The sequence below is a fragment of the Aminobacter sp. MET-1 genome, assembly GCF_026521175.1.
Lineage (GTDB): Bacteria > Pseudomonadota > Alphaproteobacteria > Rhizobiales > Rhizobiaceae > Aminobacter.
The window spans coordinates 1-20,194 of sequence record NZ_JAMSHL010000028.1 but is presented as its reverse complement, the minus strand read 5'-3'; the positions used below and the strand labels follow the sequence as shown (position 1 = coordinate 20,194).

Here is a 20,194-nt window from a genome sequence, read left to right as displayed (position 1 = left end):
CGCATGGCAATGGAAGCAGAGATGAGCAAGCCAGTGGCCGCCAAAAGGCGGTCGCGCGGGCGCTTGTCGACTTTCCTGGACCGCGTGCGGGCCCGGCTCAGCCGCTTCCTCGGCCATCATTTCTTCTCGAGCCTCACCCGGCGCATCCTCTTTCTCAACCTTGCCGGCCTCGCCGTGCTGGTCGCCGGCATCCTCTATCTCAATACTTTTCGCGACGGCCTGATCGACGCCCGCGTCGAGAGCCTGATGACGCAGGGCGAAATCATCGCCGGCGCCATCGCCGCTTCGGCGACGGTCGAGACGGACTCGATCAGCATCGATCCCGAGAAGCTCCTGGAACTGCAGGCCGGGGAGACGCTAGGTCCGCGTTCCGATCAGCTCGACAGCCTCGACTTCCCGATCAACCCTGAGCGTGTCGCACCCGTGCTGCGCCGGCTGATCTCGCCGACCCGCACACGCGCCCGCATCTTCGACCGTGAAGCAACCCTGCTGCTCGATTCGCGCCACCTCTATTCGCGCGGCCAGATCCTCCGCTACGACCTGCCGCCGGTCGAGGAAGAGGAGCCGACGCTGCTCGAGAGGGGCCAGAAGTTCATCTTCGACATGTTCCGCGACAGCTCGCTGCCCGTCTATCACGAGCAGCCCGGCGGCAACGGCTCGGCCTTCCCGGAGGTGATGCAGGCGCTGACCGGCAGCCCGGCGACCATCGTGCGCGTCAGCGAAAAGGGCGAGCAGATCGTTTCGGTCGCCGTGCCCATCCAGCGCTTCCGCGCCGTGCTCGGCGTGCTGATGTTGTCGACCGAGGGCGGCGACATCGACAAGATCGTTGCGGCCGAGCGCAAGGCCATCCTGCGCGTCTTCGGCGTTGCGGCCCTGGTGACGGCACTTCTGTCGATGCTCCTGGCATCGACCATCGCCAATCCGCTGCGCCGGCTTTCGGCCGCGGCCAACCGCGTGCGCCGTGGCGGCAAGAGCCGCGAGGAAATCCCCGACTTCTCCGACCGTCAGGACGAGATCGGCAACCTCTCGGTCGCGGTGCGTGACATGACCAACGCGCTCTACGCTCGCATCGAGGCGATCGAAAGCTTCGCGGCCGATGTCAGCCACGAGCTCAAGAACCCGCTGACCTCGCTGCGCAGTGCCGTCGAAACGCTGCCTCTGGCCAAGAACGAGCATTCGCGCGAACGCCTTATGGAAATCATCCAGCACGACGTGAAGCGCCTCGACCGGTTGATCACGGACATTTCCGACGCATCGCGCCTCGACGCCGAGCTTGCCCGCGAGGACGCGGCCAAGGTCGATCTCAAGAAGTTCGTCGGCGATCTCGTCTCGGTGTCGCGCGAGACATCGCGTCACAAGAAGTCGGTCGAGATCGAGTTCACCACCGCCAAGTTGCCGGCCGGCGTGAAGAGCTACAACGTGCTCGGCCACGACCTGCGCATCGGCCAGGTCATCACCAACCTGATAGAGAACGCACGCTCCTTCGTGCCCGACGGTCATGGCCACATCGACATCAGCTTGGCGCGCATCGGCAAGTTCAACGTCATCATGGTCGAGGACAACGGCCCCGGCATCCGCGTCGAGAACATCGACCGCATCTTCGAGCGCTTCTACACCGACCGGCCCTCATCGGAGGCGTTCGGCCAGAATTCCGGCCTCGGCCTGTCAATCAGCCGCCAGATCGTCGAGGCCCATGGCGGCACGCTGACTGCGGAAAACATCACCGGCACCAAGCCCGGCGACATCAAGGGCGCGCGCTTCATCGTCACCCTGCCGGCCGAAGGCTGATCCGTGCCGCCCGTCAACATGCACGCCACTGCGGTGCTGCTTGGCGATTGCGGCGTGCTCATCGCCGGCCCCTCGGGTTCCGGCAAGACTGCACTAGCGCTGGCGCTGATCGACAGGGCACGCGGATCGGGGCTTTTCGCACGGCTGGTTTCCGACGATCAGCTTTTCCTGTCCGCCCCGGACGGGCGGCTTGTCTGCCATGCGCCGGCAACCATCGCCGGGCTGGTCGAGATCCGCGGGCTGGGCCCCAGTCCCGTCGCGCATGAGGCTGCCGCCGCCGTCGATCTGCTTGTCCGTCTTGCTCCCGCCACCGATATCGAGCGGTTGCCCGAGCCGGCGAGCGAGATTTTGCTTGGTTGCAGCGTACCCAAGGTAATGCTCGCGGAGCGCGAGGTTATTGCCGCCCTACCCGTTGTCTTTGCCCGCCTTGGGCTGCTGCCTTCCGGCTGAACCTGCCCGAAATTTTTGCTGCAATGCGTCAAAATGGCTGCCGATGCCGCAAATTGGGGCTTGTAAACGCTCTCGCCCTCGACAAGATAGCGCTCCCGCCCTCCACCATGGCGGCAAGAATACTGCGCGGCTGTGAAGGGGCCATGACGGGAGTCAAACCAGAATGATTGGACTCGTGCTAGTGACGCACGGTCAGCTGGCCGAGGAGTTCCGCCATGCAGTGGAACACGTCGTCGGACCGCAGGAAAACTTCGAGACAGTTTCCATCGGCGCCGACGACGACATGGCGCAGCGCCGCAGCGATATCATCAGTGCCGTCGGCCGGGCCGATACCGGCAACGGCGTTGTCGTGCTCACCGACATGTTCGGCGGCACGCCCTCCAATCTCGCCATTTCGGTGATGGAGGCGGGCAAGGTCGAGGTCATCGCCGGCATGAACCTGCCGATGCTGATCAAGCTCACCAGCGTGCGCAAGGCCGACAACATGACCATGGCGCTCGAGGAGGCCCAGGCGGCCGGCCGGAAATACATCAACGTTGCAAGCCAGGTGTTGAGCGGCAAATGAGCGGCATGCCCTATTCGCCCGAACAGGGCCACATCACCCGCGAACTGCCGATCGTCAACCAGCGCGGGCTGCATGCCCGCGCCTCGGCCAAGTTCGTCCAGATCGCCAACGAGTTCCAGGCCTGCGTCACCGTCGAAAAGGACGGCATCTCGGTCGGGGGCACCTCGATCATGGGGCTGATGATGCTGGCCGCCAGCCCTGGCTGCACCATCACGGTCACTGCCACGGGCCCGGAAGCGCCCCAGGCGATGGAAGCGCTGGCCACCCTCGTCGCAGCGCGCTTCGGCGAGGAATGCTGATCGTCGGCATCTGTCGGTGACATGCACGAATAAAGATTTCTTTATGTCCCATTGTCGGGTGCGGGCTGATCTGGTAGTCAGGCCGTCACTTCGCGCGCCCTTTTCAGCCTCCCGCTTTGGCGCGCAGCAAACAGGAATCGGAGCAAGCCATGACGGGTAGCAAGGATTATCTGGTCGCCGACATTTCGCTCGCCGGCTGGGGTCGCAAGGAAATCGAGATCGCCGAAACCGAGATGCCGGGCCTGATGGCCTGCCGCGAGGAGTTCGGTGAAGCCCAGCCGCTCAAGGGCGCGCGCATTTCCGGCTCGCTGCACATGACCATCCAGACGGCGGTGCTGATCGAGACGCTGAAGGCGCTCGGCGCCGACATCCGCTGGGCCTCGTGCAACATCTTCTCGACCCAGGACCACGCAGCGGCGGCAATCGCCGATGCCGGCATCCCGGTCTTCGCCGTCAAGGGCGAGACCCTTGAGGAATACTGGCAGTACACCGACCAGATTTTCCAGTGGACCGATGGCGGCCCCACCAACATGATCCTCGACGATGGCGGCGACGCCACCATGTACATCCTCATCGGCGCCCGCGCCGAGGCTGGCGAGGACGTCCTGTCCAACCCGGGCAGCGAAGAGGAAGAGATCCTGTTCGCCCAGATCAAGAAGCGTATGGCTGAGACGCCGGGCTTCTTCGCCAAGCACAAGGCTGCCATCCGCGGCGTCACCGAAGAGACCACCACCGGCGTCAACCGTCTCTACCAGCTGCAGAAGAAGGGCCTGCTGCCCTTCCCGGCGATCAATGTCAACGACTCGGTCACCAAGTCGAAGTTCGACAACAAATACGGCTGCAAGGAATCGCTGGTCGACGGCATCCGCCGCGGCACCGATGTCATGATGGCCGGCAAGGTCGCGGTCGTCTGCGGTTACGGCGACGTCGGCAAGGGCTCGGCAGCCTCGCTCCAGGGTGCGGGCGCCCGCGTCAAGGTCACGGAAGTCGACCCGATCTGCGCGCTCCAGGCCGCGATGGACGGCTATGAAGTCGTCACCCTCGAGGACGCTGCCCCGACCGCCGACATCGTCATCACCACGACCGGCAACAAGGACGTCATCACCCTCGACCATATGCGGGCGATGAAGGACATGGTCATCGTCGGCAACATCGGCCACTTCGACAACGAGATCCAGGTCGCGGCGCTCCGCAATCTCAAGTGGACCAACGTCAAGCCGCAGGTCGACATGATTTCCTTCCCCGATGGCAAGCGCATGCTGCTTCTGTCGGAAGGCCGTCTGCTCAATCTCGGCAACGCGACGGGCCATCCGAGCTTCGTCATGTCGGCATCGTTCACCAACCAGACGCTGGCCCAGATCGAACTCTGGACCAAGCCCGGCCAGTACAAGAACGAGGTCTATGTCCTGCCCAAGCATCTCGACGAGAAGGTCGCGCGGCTGCATCTCGACAAGCTCGGCGCCAAGCTGACCACCCTGTCTGATGAGCAGGCTACCTATATCGGCGTGACGCCGAAGGGCCCGTTCAAGCCGGAACACTACCGCTATTAACCATAGCGAAAGTACCTACAAGATATTGAAGCCGGGCGATTGACTTTCGCCCGGCTTCTCTTTTTGGAGGCGCGCCTTCTTCACGACGATTCGCCTAGGGGTTATTGTGACGTGATTCGTCACGCGCTCGTTCTTGGCGGGGAAAGCCGGGCGCTTCAGGGCGGTCTTGCATTCGGGCGGCACAAAGGAAAACAAGACATGCCGGGGGAATACCCGCTTTCAGCGGGACGAGCCGTTTCCGGCGGCCATGAAGATTCGCGGAAGGCCCTTGCGGGCGGCAGGTGGCAGGCGGTGCGCCGGCTGGGCCGCCGTGCAGCCGGCCTTGCCCTCGGCACATCAGCTCTTTGCACGCCTCTCGGTTTTGCGCATGCCCAGCAGGCGTCCGTCGCCGGCCTTTCCGTCAGCACGGTCGACGTCATCCAGCTCGCCGTCTTCGTCGGCGTCATCGGCGCCGCCATGATCTCCGCCGTCGCACTGATCCGCGAGCGGGCCCGTCTCGCCGCCGAGAACGGCGACCTGCGCGGCCGCGTCGCCGACCTCAACGCGTCGGTCCAGCGCACCGAGGCCTTGCTCAATCTGCGTGACCAGCGCGTCATCGTCTGGGCCAACGACAACAAGAAGCCCGAGCTGATCGGCTCGCTGCCGGTCGAAACCGGCGTGCCGGACGATCGCGCCGCCTTCCTCGCCTTCGGCCGCTGGCTCATGCCGCGCTCTGCGGCAGCGCTCGAAAATGCAATCGCCGGCCTGCGCGACAAGGGAACCGCCTTCGAACTGGTGGCGGAGACCCATGCGGGTGCTGCGCTCGAGGTCCAGGGCCGCAAGAGCGGCACCCAGATCATCGTGCGCTTCATTTCCATTTCCGAGGCACAGCGCCTCCAGGCGCGGCTGAAGCTTGAGAACCAGCGCATCGGCGCGGAATACGAGACGCTCGTCGGCCTGATCGATGCCGTCGAGATGCCGTTCTGGATGCGCGACGCCGACGGCCGCCTGAAATGGGTCAACAGGGCCTATGCCAAGGCGGTCGAGGCCATCGATGGCTCGGCCGTCATTCGCGACGGCAAGGAGTTCCTCGGCACCCAGTCACGCGAGGCGATCGCCAAGCAGCACCAGTCCCGTCCGCTGTTCCAGCAGCAGCTGTCGACCGTCATCGACGGCGACCGCAAGATGTTTGCCGTCACCGACATCCTCGGCCGCGACGGCTCCGCCGGCATCGCCGTCGACATGAGCGCTGCCGATGCCATCCGCGACGAATACGGCCAGGTCGTGCGCAGCCATGCCGACACGCTCGACCAGGTGGCCACCGCCGTGGCTACCTTCGACGCCAACCAGAAATTGCGCTTCTACAATCAGGCGTTCCAGAAGATCTGGGACCTCGACGCCGGCTATCTCACCAGCGCGCCCGACAATGCGCTGCTGCTCGATCGCCTGCGCAGCGAGCGCAAGCTACCCGAGCAACCGGAATGGCGGCGCTGGAAGGAAAACCTGCTCGGCGCCTACCGCGCCGTCGATCCGCAGGAACATCTCTGGCACCTGCCCGACGGACGCACCATCCGCGTCGTCGCCAATCCGCAGCCCAAGGGCGGCGTCACCTGGGTGTTCGAGAACCTGACCGAGAAGATCGATCTCGAAAGCCGCTACACCACTGCCGTCCGTGTCCAGGGCGAGACGCTGGACAATCTGGCAGAGGGCGTCGTCGTGTTCGGGCCCGATGGCCGCATCCGCCTGTTCAACCCGGCCTTTGGCCAGCTCTGGGGTGTCTCCGACGACATCCTGCGGCCGAGCACCCACATCTCGGCCATCCGCGCCGAATGCGACATGCGTGCCGAGATCAGCCCGTGGTCCGACTTCGTGGCGGCCGTCACCGGCTTCGACGAACGCAGCGACCGCCGCGGCCAGACCGAGCTGCGCAACGGCACGGTTCTGCAGCACGCCGTCGTCCACCTGCCCAACGGCCAGGTGATGCTGACCTTTGTCGACGTCACCGACAGCGTCAATATGGAGCGCGCGCTCAAGGACAAGAACGAGGCCCTGCAGCGCGCCGACCAGATCAAGAACGAGTTCGTCCAGCACGTTTCCTACGAACTGCGCTCGCCGCTGACCAATATCATCGGCTTCACTGAGCTTCTGTCGTTGCCAGGCACAGGCCCGCTGTCGCAGCGCCAACGCGAATATGTCGAGCACATCGGCTCGTCCTCGGGCGTGCTCTTGACCATCGTCAACGACATCCTCGACCTCGCAACCGTCGATGCCGGTATCATGCAGCTCGACATTTCCGAGGTTCATGTCGACCGCGCCATCGAGGCGGCGGCCGAGCTGGTCGCCGATCGGCTGCAGGAGCATTCGATCCGACTTTCGATCGACATCGCCGCCGCGCCCAAGAGCTTCAGCGGCGACGAGACCCGCGTGCGCCAGGTCCTCTACAACCTGCTCAGCAATGCGGTGAACTACGCGCCGGCCGCCAGCACCATCACGCTCGCCTGCCGCCAGCGCGCCGAGGGTGTCGAATTCTCCGTCCATGACGATGGACCCGGCATGCCGCCGGAGGTGCTGGACACGGTGTTCCAGCGCTTCGAATCCCGCGTCAATGGCGGCCGCCGCCGTGGCGCCGGTCTTGGCCTGTCCATCGTCAAGAGTTTCGTCGAGTTGCATGGCGGCTCGGTCCGCATCGACAGCGGCACCGACCGCGGCACAACAGTCATCTGCCTGTTCCCTGGCGCGCCGGCCGGCGTCCGGGTGGCGGCGGAGTAGATCCCTTCATGACGGCCAGATCGCTGGAGCGCTTCCTGCCCGACGAGGCAGCCACCACGCGGCTGGGCGAGGACCTCGCCATGGCCGTCAGGCCGGGCGACGTGTTCCTGCTCGACGGCGATCTCGGCGCCGGCAAGTCGACCTTGGCGCGCGGCCTGATCAGGGCGCTGGCGGGCGACCCCCGCCACGAGGTGCCGAGCCCGACCTTCACCCTGGTCCAGAGCTACGACACGCCGGTTCCGGTCCACCATTTCGACCTCTACCGCCTGTCCTCGTCGGAGGAGCTCGACGAGCTCGGCTTCGACGAGGCGGTTGCCTCCGGCGTGGCACTGGTCGAGTGGCCCGAGCGCGCGGCCGCCGCCATGCCGACCACCAGCCTGCGGCTTGCCATCGAGCATGAAGGCGACGGCCGCCGCATCATCATTTCGGGCGATGGCCCCGCTTTCGACCGCATGGCCCGTTCGCTCGCCATGCGCGACTTTCTTGCCGCTTCCGGTTGGGGCGAAGCCCATCGCGCCCGCTTCATCGGCGACGCCTCCGCTCGCGCCTATGAGACGGTGACGCTCGACGGTCATGCGCCGTTGGTGCTGATGAATTCACCGCGCCTGGTGCTCGGACCGCCGGTTCGAGACGGCAAGCCCTATGCCGAGATCGCTCACACCGCACAGACGGTTGCCGCCTTCGCGGCGGTCGACCGGGCGCTCGCCTCGGGCGGCGTCACCGTACCGGGCATCGTCGCCCAGGACCTCGACCAGGGTTTTCTGCTCCTCGCGCATCTGGGAACGGGCGCATTCCTTGACCCAGAGGGCAATCCGGTCGCCGAACGTTATGCCGCCGCTGCCGAATTGCTGGCAATGATTCACGGGAAACATTGGGATGACCGGCTCGAAGCCGCCCCCGGCGTCGTCCACGAGGTTCCGCCCTTCGACCGCGGCGCGCTGATGATCGAGGTCGACCTGCTGGTCGACTGGTATGTGCCGGCCGTGTCGGGTGCGCCCGCCTCCGATGCGCTGCGCGATGGTTACCGCGCCGCCTGGAACGCCGTCTTCGACCGCCTCACCGACAAACAATACGGCCTGGTTCTGCGCGACTATCACTCGCCCAACATCATCTGGCGTACGGAGGAGAAGGGTTTCGCCCGGCTCGGCATCGTCGACTTTCAGGACGCGCTGATCGGCCCCGTCGCCTATGACGTCGCCTCGCTTGCCATGGACGCACGCGTGACTGTCTCGCCTGAGATCGAGCGGACCACCGTCGATGCCTATGTCGCCGCCCGCAACGCTGCCGGCGGCTTCGACGAGGCTGCCTTTCGCGAAGCCTACGCCATCATGGCGGCGCAGCGGAACTCGAAGATCCTCGGCATCTTCGTCCGGCTCGACCGCCGCGACGGCAAGCCGCAATATCTCAAGCACCTGCCGCGCATCCGCGATTACCTGCACCGCGCGCTCGCACATCCCGCATTGACCGGCCTGCGCGACTTTTACCGCGACAACCGCCTGCTCGAGGAGTTTGACGCGTGAGTGGGCCTGCCAAGATCCCGTCGGTCGCCATGGTTCTCGCAGCCGGTCTCGGCAAGCGCATGCGGCCGATCACCGACACGATTCCCAAGCCGCTGGTAAAAATTGCCGGCAAGACCCTGCTCGATTGGGGGCTCGACAGCCTGGCCATGGCAGGCGTCGAAAAGGCCGTGGTCAACGTCCACTATCTCCCCGACCAGATCGTCGCGCATGCCGCGTCCCGCCGGGCACCGAGCATCGCCATCTCCGACGAGCGCGACGGACTGCTCGACTCCGCCGGCGGCATCGTCAAGGCATTGCCCGAGCTTGGCACCGATCCGTTCTACATCGTCAATGCCGACACCTTCTGGGTCGACGAGGGCACACCGAACCTCACTCGCCTCGCCCTTGCCTGGGACGACGCCCGCATGGATATTCTCATCATGCTCGCGGCTCTCCCCCAGGCGACCGGCCATTCCGGCGGCACCGATTTCCTCGTCGCGCCCGACGGCCAGCTGCGCCGCGCCGCAGGATCGCCCGACGGGCTGATCTATGCGGGTGCTGCGATCATCCATCCCCGCATCTTCGCCGACGCGCCTGCTGGTGCGATCTCGCTAAACCGCTATTTCGATGAGGCGATTTCGGCCGGCCGGTTGTTCGGCATGCCCATGCAAGGCAGCTGGATAACCGTCGGCACGCCTGACGCCATCGTCCCTGCGGAGGCCGCGGTGAAAAGGGCATTGGCAGGGGCGCAATGAGCGGGCGCGCGTCGCCACGCGTCTATTCCATCCCGCCCGGCGCCCCCTTCCTGCCGACGCTGGCGGCATCCCTGCTCGACGGCAGCCTGATCCCCGATTTCCGCTTTGACGGCGACCCGCTGGCCTTGGCCGACGTCACCATCTACGTGCCGACGCGCCGTGCGGCGCGCGCCTTGCGTGGTGTCTTCGTCGACGCCGCCGGCGGCCGTTCGGCCATCCTGCCCGTGATCAAGCCGCTTGGCGAGTTCGATGAGGACGAGGCCGCCTTCGAGGCCGAAGGTACGGCAGCACTCGATCTCGCACCGCCCGTTTCGTCCACCGACCGGCTGCTGTTGCTTGCGCCGCTGGTGCGCGCCTGGAAGCGTCGCCTGCCTGCCCATGTCGCAGCCCTGTTCGAGGAAGAGGTGGTCGTGCCGGCCTCGGCCGCCGACGCCATCTGGCTGGCACGCGATCTCGCCGGTCTGATGGACGAGATCGAGACCGAAGGTTCCGACTGGGCCAAGCTCGCTGGCCTCGTCACCGGCGAACTCTCAGGCTGGTGGCAGGTCACGCTCGACTTCCTGTCCATCGTCACCTCGGTCTGGCCCGATCTGCTCGCCGAGCGCGACCAATCCAACCCGGCGGCCCACCGCAGCGCGCTGATCCGGCTCGAGGCCGAGCGTCTGAGGCGCAATCCGCCGGTCGGTCCGGTCATCGCCGCCGGTTCCACCGGCTCCATTCCTGCAACCGCCGAGTTGCTCGCGGCCATCGCCCGCCTTCAGCGTGGCGCGGTCGTCCTGCCCGGTCTTGATGCCACGCTCGACGAGGCCGCCCTTGAGGCCATCACCGCGCCCGACCTGCGCGCCTCGGTGCTCGGCCATCCGCAATATGGTCTCGCCAAGCTGATCGGCAAGATCGGTGTCCTGCGTCGCGACATCGAGGAGCTGGGCGTGTCGCCGCCGGCGCTGACTGCGCGCGCGGCCATCGTCGGCGAGGCGCTGCGCCCGGCCGAAACCACAGACGCCTGGGCCCAGAAGCGCGGCGGCGTCAGCGACGCCGAGATATCAGATGCCCTTGCCGGCGTGACGCTGCTCGAAGCCGCCCAGGAACGCGACGAGGCAGCCGCCATCGCCATCGCGCTGCGCGAGGCGGTCGCACAGGACGGCCATCGCGCCGCCCTCGTCACCTCGGACCGCAACCTTGCCCGCCGCGTCGCCTCCGAACTCCGGCGTTTCGGCATCCAGGCCGACGATTCCGGCGGCGTGCCGCTCGCCAACACCCCACCGGCAGCACTTCTGCGCACGATGGTCGAGGCGGCGATCCGCCCCGGCGACCCGGTCGCCGTTCTGTCGCTGCTCAAGCACCCGCTGCTGCGCCTCGGGCTGGAGCGTCATGTGGTCAGGCGCGCCGCCGAAACCATTGAGCTCGTGGTGCTACGCGGCGGCGTCGGCCGCCCCGATGTTGCCCGGCTTGCCGAGGATTTCGACACCCGTCTCACCGGCATTGGCGATGCATCGCGCAAGCCCTTCTGGTTCGACCGCATCAATGTCCGCCGCATCGAGGACGCGCGCAACGTTGCAGCCAGGCTGGTTGCAGCAGTCGCACCGCTGACTGCCCTTCGCGGCGACGAGGCCATCGAACTCGGTGCGGTCGTTCGCGCCACCGTCGAGGCGCTGGAATATCTGGGCCGGGACGAGCTTGGGGGGCTTGCGACCCTCTATGATGGTGATGCCGGCGCCAAGCTGGCCGAAACGTTGCGCGGGCTGGTCTCGGCCCAGGCGAGCTTCAGCTTCGCCGCCGCCGAGTGGCCCGACGTGCTCGACGCACTTGTCGCGCCAGAGGCGGTGAAGCCGTCGCAGGGCGCCGACCGCGCCATCTCCATCTGGGGTGCGCTGGAGGCTCGTCTCCAGACCGTCGACACGCTGGTCATCGGCGCGCTCAACGAAGGCAGCTGGCCGCGCAAGGCCGAGGCCGACCGCTTCATGTCGCGCGTCATGAAATCGGGCATTGACCTTGAACCGCCGGAGCGCCGCATCGGCCTCGCCGCCCATGATTTCCAGATGGCGATGGGCGCCAGGAACGTCGTGCTGTCGCGCTCGGCGCGCTCTGGCGATGCGCCCGCCGTGCCGTCGCGTTGGCTCCAGCGCCTGCTCACCTATATCGGCCCCGACCATGCGGCGGTGTTGCGTCAGCGCGGCACAAGGCTTCTCGGCTGGGCCCGGCAACTCGATGCCGGCCAGAAGACCGACTTCGCCGCCCGCCCCGAGCCGAGGCCGCCGGTCGCGGTGCGGCCGCGCCGCTTCAGCGTTACCGAGATCGAAACGCTGCGCCGCGATCCTTATGCCGTCTATGCGCGCCGCATCCTCGGCCTGTCGGCCATCGATCCGCTGGTGCGGGATCCCGGTGCCGCCGAGCGTGGCACGCTGTTCCACGACATTCTGCACCTGTTCTCGGCGACGGTCGGCGACCCGCGCGCGCCGCAGGCGCTCGACGTTCTCATCGCCGCAGGCAAGCACTGCTTCGCCGAGGCATCCTTGCCCGCCGATGTCGAGGCCGTCTGGTGGCCGCGTTTCGAACGCATGGCCGAGGGCATCCTCGAATGGGAGCGCAGCCGTGCCGCCGCTGTCGTCAGCCGCCATGCCGAGGAAGGTGCTTCCGCGACCGAAGTCGGGCGCACCGGCATCACGCTGTCAGGTCGGGCGGACCGCATCGATCTGCTTGCAGGCGGCATGGCCGACATCATCGACTACAAAACCGGCTCGTCGCCCTCCAAGGCGCAGGCCCATACGCTGATCGCGCCGCAGCTGGCACTTGAAGGCGCCCTGCTCCGTCGCGGCGCCTTCCGCGAACTGGGCCAGCGCGAGCCGTCGCAACTTGCTTTCGTCCGCCTCAAGCCCAATGGCGAGGTGTTCGAGGAATCGATCCTCGAACACAACCGCAAGCCCAAATCGGCGTCGGAGCTGTCGGAAGAGGCCTGGATGAGGCTAGAGCAGCTTCTCCACCACTATGACGATCCCACCACCGGCTATCTGTCGCGCGCACTGCCCTTCCGCGAGGGCGAAACCGACGGCGATTACGACCATCTCGCCCGCGTGCTCGAATGGTCGGCCGGCGGCGATGGCGGTTCGGAGGGCGAGGAATGAAGAAGAAGTTCTTCGTCCCCCAAGAAACCGCGGACAGGCAGGCCCGCGCCTCCGATCCCGGCAATTCGGTCTGGGTGTCGGCCAATGCCGGCTCGGGCAAAACCCATGTGCTGTCGCAGCGGGTGATGCGGTTGCTGTTGCGCGGCACCGATCCGTCGAAGATCCTCTGTTTGACCTACACGCGCGCCGCCGCCGCCAACATGTCGAACCGCGTGTTCGCCAACCTGTCTGAATGGACCATGCTGCCCGATGCGGAGCTGGCCGAGCGCATTACCGCCCTCGACGGCGCGCGGCCCGACCGGGCGATGCTGCGACGTGCCCGCCGGCTGTTCGCCGAGGCGTTGGAAACGCCAGGCGGTCTGAAGATCCAGACCATCCACGCCTTCTGCGAGTCGGTGCTGCACCAGTTCCCGCTCGAAGCCAACATCGCTGCCCATTTCGAGATGCTCGATCCGCAGATAGAAGCGACGCTCTTTGCCACTGCGCGGCGCGAGATGGTGACCGGGGGGGCGGCCAATCCCGAGCTGGCCGAAGCCTTTGCCATGGTGCTGGAGCGCGGTGGCGAGGCGGGTCTCGACGCGCTGCTGTCCGAAATCGTCGCCAAGCGCGACGGCCTGCGCGCCTTCATCGGCCAGATCATGGATTTTTCCTGGCCCTTCGGCGCTTTGTACGAGGAGTTCGGCTTTATCAAGGACGACAACGCCGAAGCCATCGCTGGCTCGATCTGGCCTCTGCCCGGTTTCGAGCCTTCATTCTTCAATGCCTTTGCCGCTGCTGCCGAGGCGACCGACGCACGCAGCGTGCTCAACAACATCCTGCCCTATGCCAGCCTGGCCTATGCCGAACCCGACCCGATCAGGCGTCTCGGCCTGTTGGCCGATGCCTTCCTCAAGGCTGACGGCGATCCCTACACGGCGAGCACCTTCAAGAAGGCTTTGCTCGACCGCCTACCCGACCTGCCGGAACGCTACCAGGCGACGTCAGAGGCGATCATCCGGGCCGCAGACCGTCTCGCCCATTTCCGCATGCTCGAGGCGACGCGCGCCGCACTCACCATCGCCGACTGGCTGATCGCCCGCTATGAGCGGCTGAAAACCGGGCGCGGTTTCCTCGATTTCAACGACCTTATCACCCGCACGGTCAACCTGCTTGCCCGCCCCGATGCCGGGCCGTGGGTGCAATACAAGCTCGACAAGGGCATCGACCACATCCTGCTCGACGAGGCCCAGGACACCAGCCCCGACCAGTGGGAAGTGGTCAAGCGCTTGGCCGAGGAGTTCTTCTCCGGTTTCGGGGCGCGCGATCATGTCCACCGCACCGTCTTCGCCGTCGGCGACGAGAAGCAGTCGATCTATTCCTTCCAGGGTGCCGCGCCTGAATCCTTCGACGACAGCAAGCACGAATTTGCCGCCCGCGTCCGCGCCGCCGAAGCTCGCTTCGAAGACGTCACGCTGACCTGGTCGTTCCGCTCGACCGACGACGTGCTGTCGGCGGTCGACCGTGTGTTCGAGGACCCGACGGTCCGCCGTGGCGTCACCCGCGCGCCCGAGCCGCCCAGCCACAAGGCGATCCGCGCCGGCGCCCCCGGCTATGTCGAGGTCTGGCCTTCTGTTGGTACCGATGTGGTCGACGAACCGGACGACTGGCGCAAGCCCATCGACCATGCCCACGCGCCCGCCGTGGTGGTGGCCGAGCAGGTCGCGGCAACGATCCGCAAATGGCTCGACAATGACGAGATCGTCGAGGGCACCGGCAAGCGCCTGCGTGCCGGCGACGTCATGGTGCTGGTGCGCAAGCGCGACCGCTTCGTCCACGCCCTTTCCCGAGCCCTGAAACGCCGCGACATCCCCGTCGCCGGCGCCGATCGCCTCAGCCTGCCCGGCCACATCGCCGTCAAGGACCTCATCGCGCTCGGTCGTTTCCTCATCCAGCCCGAGGACGATCTTTCGCTGGCGGCCGTCCTGCGCAGTCCGATCTTCGGCTTTTCCGAGGAGGCGCTGTTCGCGCTCGCCTCTGGCCGACCCGGCAGCCGCTCGCTGGTCGCCTCACTGCGTGAGGCCGCCGAAACGGATGCGGCGCTGAAACCGGTCTCCGAACAGCTCGAAGCCTGGGCCACCGAGGCCGCCTTCCGGCCGATCTTCGAGTTTTACTCAGGCGTGCTCTCGGGCGGTCGCGACCGTGATGGCGTGCGCAAGAAAATGATTTCCCGTCTGGGCCAGGAAGCCGGCGACATTCTCGACGAGTTCCTCAACTTCTGCCTCGCCGAAGAGCGCACCGGCCTGCCCGGCCTCGAAGCCTTCCTGTCGACGCTGGAAAACGCCGGACCCGAGATCAAGCGCGAGATGGACCAGACCCGCGACGAGGTCCGCATCATGACCGCGCACGCCGCCAAGGGACTGGAAGCGACGGTCGTATTCCTGGTCGACAGCGGCTCGGCGCCGTTCAGCGACCAGCATTTGCCCCGGCTGATGCCTTTCATCCCGCGTGCCCGACACTGGCAGGGCAAAGGCTATCTCTGGCGCGCCGGCGCCGATGTCGCCAATGCCTTCTCCAAGGGCGCTGCTCTGACAGCGCGCGAACTGGCCGACGACGAATACCGTCGCCTGCTCTATGTCGGCATGACCCGCGCCGAAGACCGTCTCATCGTCTGCGGCTATCACGGCAAACGCGCGCCCGGCGGCAACACCTGGCATTCGATCGTTTCGCGCGCGCTGTCGGCCGCGCCGGAAAGCGAATTGCGCGACCATCCCGTCGTCGCCGACCTCAAGGTGCACCGCTTCCGCGTCACGCCTTTGTCGGGTGCGGCGGAAATCGCGCCTGAGCGCGAGGCGGCGGAGATCGTCGCCCCGGCGCCGCTGCCCGAAAGCCTGTTCGACCGGCCGCCGCCCTTCGAGGACCTGCCGCGCCCGCTGTCGCCGTCGGGGGCCTCGGCCCTGATCGAGGAGACCGAAGAGCCGGTGATCTCAGGCCGTTCGCCGGTGCTGGATGCGGAGGTCGAGCCTGCCTTTGCCATCGCCCGCGGTTCGGCGCTGCATCGCCTGCTGCAGATGCTGCCGCGTCTCGACCCGGCAGAGCGGCGGCAGGCGGCCGAACGTTATCTCGCCCGAACAGGCCGCGACTGGGACGAGGCGCAGCGCGCTTCGGCTCTCGCGTCCGTCCTCTCCATCCTCGACGACACGCGCTTTGCGCCCCTCTTCTCGCGCGCCTCGCGCGCCGAAGTGGCCGTGATGGGCAGTCTCGACATCAGGGGGAAAGCGCGTTCGGTGTCGGGCAAGATCGACCGTCTGGCGGTCACGGATAACGAGGTTTTGATCGTTGACTACAAGACCAATGCCTCGCCGCCGGCCTCGCTTGAACAGGTGCCCGGAGCCTACATCGTACAGCTTGCGCTCTACCGCGCGCTACTCCGGCCGCTCTATCCGGGCAAGTCGGTTGCGGCTGCCTTGCTCTTCACTGAGGCGCCGCTTCTGATCCCGCTGCCCGTGGCGGCCATGGACGCCGCCCTTGCTCGACTCACCCAAGCGTGACACAAGAACTGCTTGAACGTCGGGCCCCAAACCACCACATATGGCGCGACAGCTAACTCTAGAGGATCGCATCATGGCCACCGTCAAGATCGACAACAGCAATTTCAAGTCCGGCGTGCTCGAAGCCAAGGAGCCGGTCGTGGTCGATTTCTGGGCTGAGTGGTGCGGTCCCTGCAAGATGATCGGCCCGTCGCTTGAGGAGATTTCCAACGAGCTCGCCGGCAAGGTCAAGATCACCAAGGTCAACATCGACGAGAACCCCGAGATCGCTGCCCAGTTCGGCGTGCGCTCGATCCCGACGCTGATGATCTTCAAGGATGGCGAAGTGGCCGACATCAAGGTTGGCGCCGCTCCCAAGACCGCGCTGGCCCACTGGATCGCCGGCAACGTCGCCTGACGTTTGCAAGGCGACAGCGAAGCCTTAGTCGCTGCTGAAAATGAAGCCGCTCGTAACGTCCTGTTACGAGCGGCTTTTTCTTTCCGCAGGCAGCCGTAAGGCCGGTTTACGAAGCGCTAGCCGTTGTAGACCACGGAGATCTTGTTTCCGGCGGGGTCACGCATGTATGCGGCGTACCAGTGCGGGCCATAGTGCGGGCGCGGATCAGGTGCGCCTTCGTCCGTTCCGCCGTTGGCCATGGCAGCTTCGTGGAAAGCGTCGACTTCCGCACGAGACTTGACCATGAAGCCCACCATCGCGCCATTTCCGGCGCTCGCCGGCCCACCGTCGAAAGGCTTGCAGACCCATAGGACAAGCCCCTCGCCCGTTCCGCCCTCGGAATATCCGCGCCACCCCGGAAACTCCGTATGCTTGCTCCATCCGATGGTTGCCAGGACCGCGTCATAGAAGGCGTTCGACGTGGCGGACTCCAGGGCGCCAACGGTCACGTAAACACTCATTTCTGCCATTCCTCCGAAGGTTCGACATGGAAATCCATGTCGAACCAGAAAGAACATAACAAGAACAAATGCAAGGCAAGTTATTTGTGGTCGCAAAAAAACGGCCGCAAAAGCCGTCGTTCTATGACCGGCTTCTGCGAGAAAGGCATCTCACATGCTTATTGGTGAGGGGGGCGACCGGGCTTTTGTCGCTCAGGTCGGCGGCGTTCCGTTTTCGGCCAGCACTTCGCCCACCAGATAGAGCGAGCCGCCGATCAGGATACGCGGGGCCGGCTCGTCCTCGTCCCAGGTATCGCGCAGCAGCATCAGCGCATTGGCGACTGAACTCACCGGCTCGGCCGAAAGCCCGGCCTCCGACGCGCGCACCGCCAGTTCTTCATTGGGGACGCCGCTTTCGCTCATCCGCACCGGCACGGTGTAGACATGCCGCGCCATGCCGTGGAACGGCTTGAAATAGCCGGTCTGGTCCTTGGTGTTGATCATTCCGGAGATCAGGAACAGCGGCCGCTGCACCTTTTCTTCCTGCTCGGTCAGCGCCTCTGCGATCACGGTGCCGGCGCCGGGATTGTGGCCGCCGTCGATCCACACTTCCGAACCCTTCGGTGCAAGATCGGTCAGCGCACCCTGCGGCAGGCGCTGCATCCGGCCGGGCCAGGTCACCGAGGCCATCGCCTTGTCGGCGATGCGGTCGTCGACCGGAAAACCCGCTGCCTTCACCGCCGCGATCGCCGCGGCAGCATTGGCATACTGGTGTCGGCCGGGCAGGCGCGGCGGCACGAGATCCATCAGCCCGGTCGGGTCCTGGAAGATCATCCGGCCGTTTTCCTCGAAGGCGAGGAAGTCCTGGCCGTAGACCTCGAGCGGGCAATTCAGCCGCTCGGCGGTGTCGATCAGCACCTGCTGGGCGGCTTCGCTCTCCTGCGCGCCGACGATGACAGGGCAGCCGCGCTTGATGATGCCGGCCTTTTCGGCGGCGATGAGCTCCACCTTGTCGCCGAGATAGGCCTCATGATCCATCGACACCGGCATGATCACCGACACAGCCGGCCGCTTGATGACATTGGTCGCGTCGAAGCGGCCGCCGAGGCCGACCTCGATGATGCAGGCGTCGGCCGGATGTTCGGCAAACAACACGAAGGTGACGGCGGTCAGGATTTCGAAGACGGTGATCTTTTCGCCGCGATTGGCCTCGCCGACGCGACGTACCGCATCGGCCAGCACGTCGTCAGCCACCAGCTTGCCGCCGCCAGGTGCAGCGAGACGATAGCGCTCGTGCCAGTTCACCAGATGCGGCGAGGTGTGGACATGAACGAGCATGCCCTGCGCCTCGAGCAAGGCGCGCGAAAACGCCGCGCACGAGCCCTTGCCATTGGTCCCGGCGATATGGATCACCGGCGGGATGTGGTCCTGCGGATTGCCGAGCCGCTCGAGCAGCCGGGTGATGCGGTCGAGCGAAAGGTCGAAGCCCTTCGGGTGCAGCGCCAGAAGGCGCTCGATTTCGACATCGGCTTCGAGCGTGGTCATGGCGTTTCCCCCCGGCACTACGCGGCTGCGGTCAGATCAGGCCTGCGGGCGGCGTTCCGGCACGGACACGACAGGCGGCAAGATCTCGGCTTCGGCCGGCTTGGCCTCCGCCGGCGTCTTCATCAGGATCTTCAAAAGGTTGGCGACCGTCGACTTCATCTCCAGGCGCGACACCACCATGTCGACCATGCCGTGATCCATCAGGTACTCGGAGCGCTGGAAACCTTCCGGAAGCTTCTCGCGGATGGTCTGCTCGATGACGCGCGGGCCGGCGAAGCCGATCAGCGCACCAGGTTCTGCGATATGCACGTCTCCCAGCATCGCATAGGAGGCAGTCACACCGCCTGTCGTCGGGTTGGTCAGCACCACGATATAAGGCAGGCCGGCTTCCTTGAGCCGATCGACCGCGACCGTGGTGCGCGGCAGTTGCATCAGGGACAAAATACCTTCCTGCATGCGCGCTCCGCCGGAGGCAGCGAACAAGACCAGCGGACGCTTCTTCTCCAGCGCCACTTCGAAGGCGCGGATGATCGCGTCGCCTGCGGCCATGCCGAGCGAACCGCCCATGAAGGCAAAGTCCTGCACGGTGACGACGACGGGCAGGCCCTCGATCTTGCCGGTGCCCGACAGGATCGCGTCTTCCATGCCGGTCTTGGCCTTGGCGTCCTTCAGGCGGTCGACATAACGCTTCTCGTCGCGGAACTTCAGCGGGTCGGTGACGACTTTCGGATTCTCGATGGTGTCGTAGCGGCCGTCATCGAAGAAGAAGCGCAGCCTCTCCTTCGCCGAGATCTTCATGTGGTGGCCAGACGACGGGATGACGTACTGGTTTTCCTCGAGATCCTTGTGGAACACCATCTCGCCGCTCTCGGGATCCTTGATCCAGAGATTGTCGGGCATTTCCCGGCGGCCGAGCATCGAATTGATCTTCGGACGAACGAAGTTCGTGATCCAGTTCATGGTTTTGGTCCTCTTCGACCCTAGGACATGGGATATTTATTGGGCGGCAGCAAGGCGTGCGGCGCGAATGCCTTGGGACAAGCCATTGACCAGCGTCGCAACCGCCTCGGCCGGATCGGCCGTCTTCTCGCCCTTCGGCCCGATGACATTGGCCACCGCATTGACGATGGCGGTGCCCACCACCACACCGTCGGCGGAGGCGCCGATGGTGCGCGCCTGCTCGGCGGTCTTGACGCCGAAGCCGACGCAGACGGGCAGGTCGGTGTGCGCCTTGATGCGCGCCACTGCCTCGGCAACCTTCGAGGTGTCGGCCAGCGCCGAGCCGGTGATGCCGGTCATCGACACGTAGTAGACGAAGCCTGACGTGTTCTGCAGCACCTTGGGCAGCCGCTTGTCGTCGGTGGTCGGCGTCGCCAGGCGAATGAAATTGATACCTGCCTTGAGTGCGGGGATGCAGAGTTCGGCGTCCATCTCGGGCGGCAGGTCGACGACGATCAGGCCATCGATGCC

15 protein-coding genes are annotated in these 20,194 nt (G+C 65.8%); 11 read left to right on the top strand and 4 right to left on the bottom strand.

Annotation, left to right across the window (positions count from 1 at the left end; translation table 11 throughout):
* Positions 1-3 precede the first annotated feature (3 nt).
* The 11 genes from NDO48_RS26040 (at position 4) to trxA (ending at position 16,700) form a co-directional block, all read left to right on the top strand.
* Complete coding sequence (locus NDO48_RS26040) at positions 4-1,788, top strand: sensor histidine kinase (protein WP_267322669.1); 1,785 nt, start codon at positions 4-6, stop codon at positions 1,786-1,788.
* A 3-nt stretch (positions 1,789-1,791) separates the two neighbouring features.
* Positions 1,792-2,238, top strand: a complete 447-nt coding sequence (locus NDO48_RS26035) for an HPr kinase/phosphorylase (RefSeq protein WP_267322668.1) — start codon at positions 1,792-1,794, stop codon at positions 2,236-2,238.
* A 163-nt stretch (positions 2,239-2,401) separates the two neighbouring features.
* Positions 2,402-2,803: a PTS sugar transporter subunit IIA gene (locus NDO48_RS26030; protein WP_018430548.1), complete on the top strand. Its 402-nt coding sequence runs from the start codon at positions 2,402-2,404 to the stop codon at positions 2,801-2,803.
* Positions 2,800-3,102: an HPr family phosphocarrier protein gene (locus NDO48_RS26025; RefSeq protein ID WP_018430549.1), complete on the top strand. Its 303-nt coding sequence runs from the start codon at positions 2,800-2,802 to the stop codon at positions 3,100-3,102. Before NDO48_RS26030 ends, NDO48_RS26025 begins: the two co-directional genes overlap by 4 nt.
* A gap of 149 nt (positions 3,103-3,251) precedes the next feature.
* On the top strand, positions 3,252-4,652 hold the full coding sequence (gene ahcY, locus NDO48_RS26020) for an adenosylhomocysteinase (protein WP_026227710.1): 1,401 nt from the start codon (positions 3,252-3,254) through the stop codon (positions 4,650-4,652).
* A 198-nt stretch (positions 4,653-4,850) separates the two neighbouring features.
* Positions 4,851-7,400, top strand: a complete 2,550-nt coding sequence (locus NDO48_RS26015) for a PAS domain-containing sensor histidine kinase (RefSeq protein WP_018430551.1) — start codon at positions 4,851-4,853, stop codon at positions 7,398-7,400.
* Positions 7,401-7,408: 8 nt separating this feature from the next.
* Positions 7,409-8,920 carry a tRNA (adenosine(37)-N6)-threonylcarbamoyltransferase complex ATPase subunit type 1 TsaE gene (gene tsaE, locus NDO48_RS26010; RefSeq protein ID WP_267322667.1) on the top strand — a complete coding sequence of 504 codons (1,512 nt, stop codon included), beginning with the start codon at positions 7,409-7,411 and terminating at the stop codon, positions 8,918-8,920.
* 29 nt (positions 8,921-8,949) lie between these two features.
* Entirely contained in the window at positions 8,950-9,654 is a 705-nt protein-coding gene (locus NDO48_RS26005) for a nucleotidyltransferase family protein (RefSeq protein WP_267322683.1), read from the top strand.
* Positions 9,651-12,776 carry a double-strand break repair protein AddB gene (gene addB, locus NDO48_RS26000; RefSeq protein WP_267322666.1) on the top strand — a complete coding sequence of 1,042 codons (3,126 nt, stop codon included), beginning with the start codon at positions 9,651-9,653 and terminating at the stop codon, positions 12,774-12,776. The genes NDO48_RS26005 and addB overlap by 4 nt, the downstream gene beginning before the upstream one ends.
* Positions 12,773-16,303 (top strand): double-strand break repair helicase AddA, encoded by a 3,531-nt coding sequence (addA, locus tag NDO48_RS25995; protein WP_267322665.1) that lies wholly within the window; start codon positions 12,773-12,775, stop codon positions 16,301-16,303. Before addB ends, addA begins: the two co-directional genes overlap by 4 nt.
* Before the next feature lie 73 nt (positions 16,304-16,376).
* Positions 16,377-16,700, top strand: coding sequence for a thioredoxin (trxA, locus tag NDO48_RS25990; RefSeq protein ID WP_018430556.1), 324 nt, complete (start codon positions 16,377-16,379; stop codon positions 16,698-16,700).
* A gap of 116 nt (positions 16,701-16,816) precedes the next feature.
* Here trxA and NDO48_RS25985 read toward each other — a convergent pair whose 3' ends face one another.
* The 4 genes from NDO48_RS25985 to trpA form a co-directional block, all read right to left on the bottom strand.
* Positions 16,817-17,200, bottom strand: a complete 384-nt coding sequence (locus NDO48_RS25985; protein ID WP_267322664.1) for a VOC family protein — start codon at positions 17,198-17,200, stop codon at positions 16,817-16,819.
* Positions 17,201-17,392: 192 nt separating this feature from the next.
* The gene (locus tag NDO48_RS25980) at positions 17,393-18,724 is read right to left on the bottom strand and encodes a bifunctional folylpolyglutamate synthase/dihydrofolate synthase (protein WP_267322663.1); all 1,332 of its coding nucleotides are present in this window, start codon (positions 18,722-18,724) and stop codon (positions 17,393-17,395) included.
* 36 nt (positions 18,725-18,760) lie between these two features.
* Positions 18,761-19,684, bottom strand: coding sequence for an acetyl-CoA carboxylase, carboxyltransferase subunit beta (gene accD, locus NDO48_RS25975; protein WP_267322662.1), 924 nt, complete (start codon positions 19,682-19,684; stop codon positions 18,761-18,763).
* Positions 19,685-19,720: 36 nt separating this feature from the next.
* Positions 19,721-20,194 (bottom strand): tryptophan synthase subunit alpha (trpA, locus tag NDO48_RS25970; protein ID WP_267322661.1); only part of this gene is annotated, 474 nt, incomplete at its 5' end.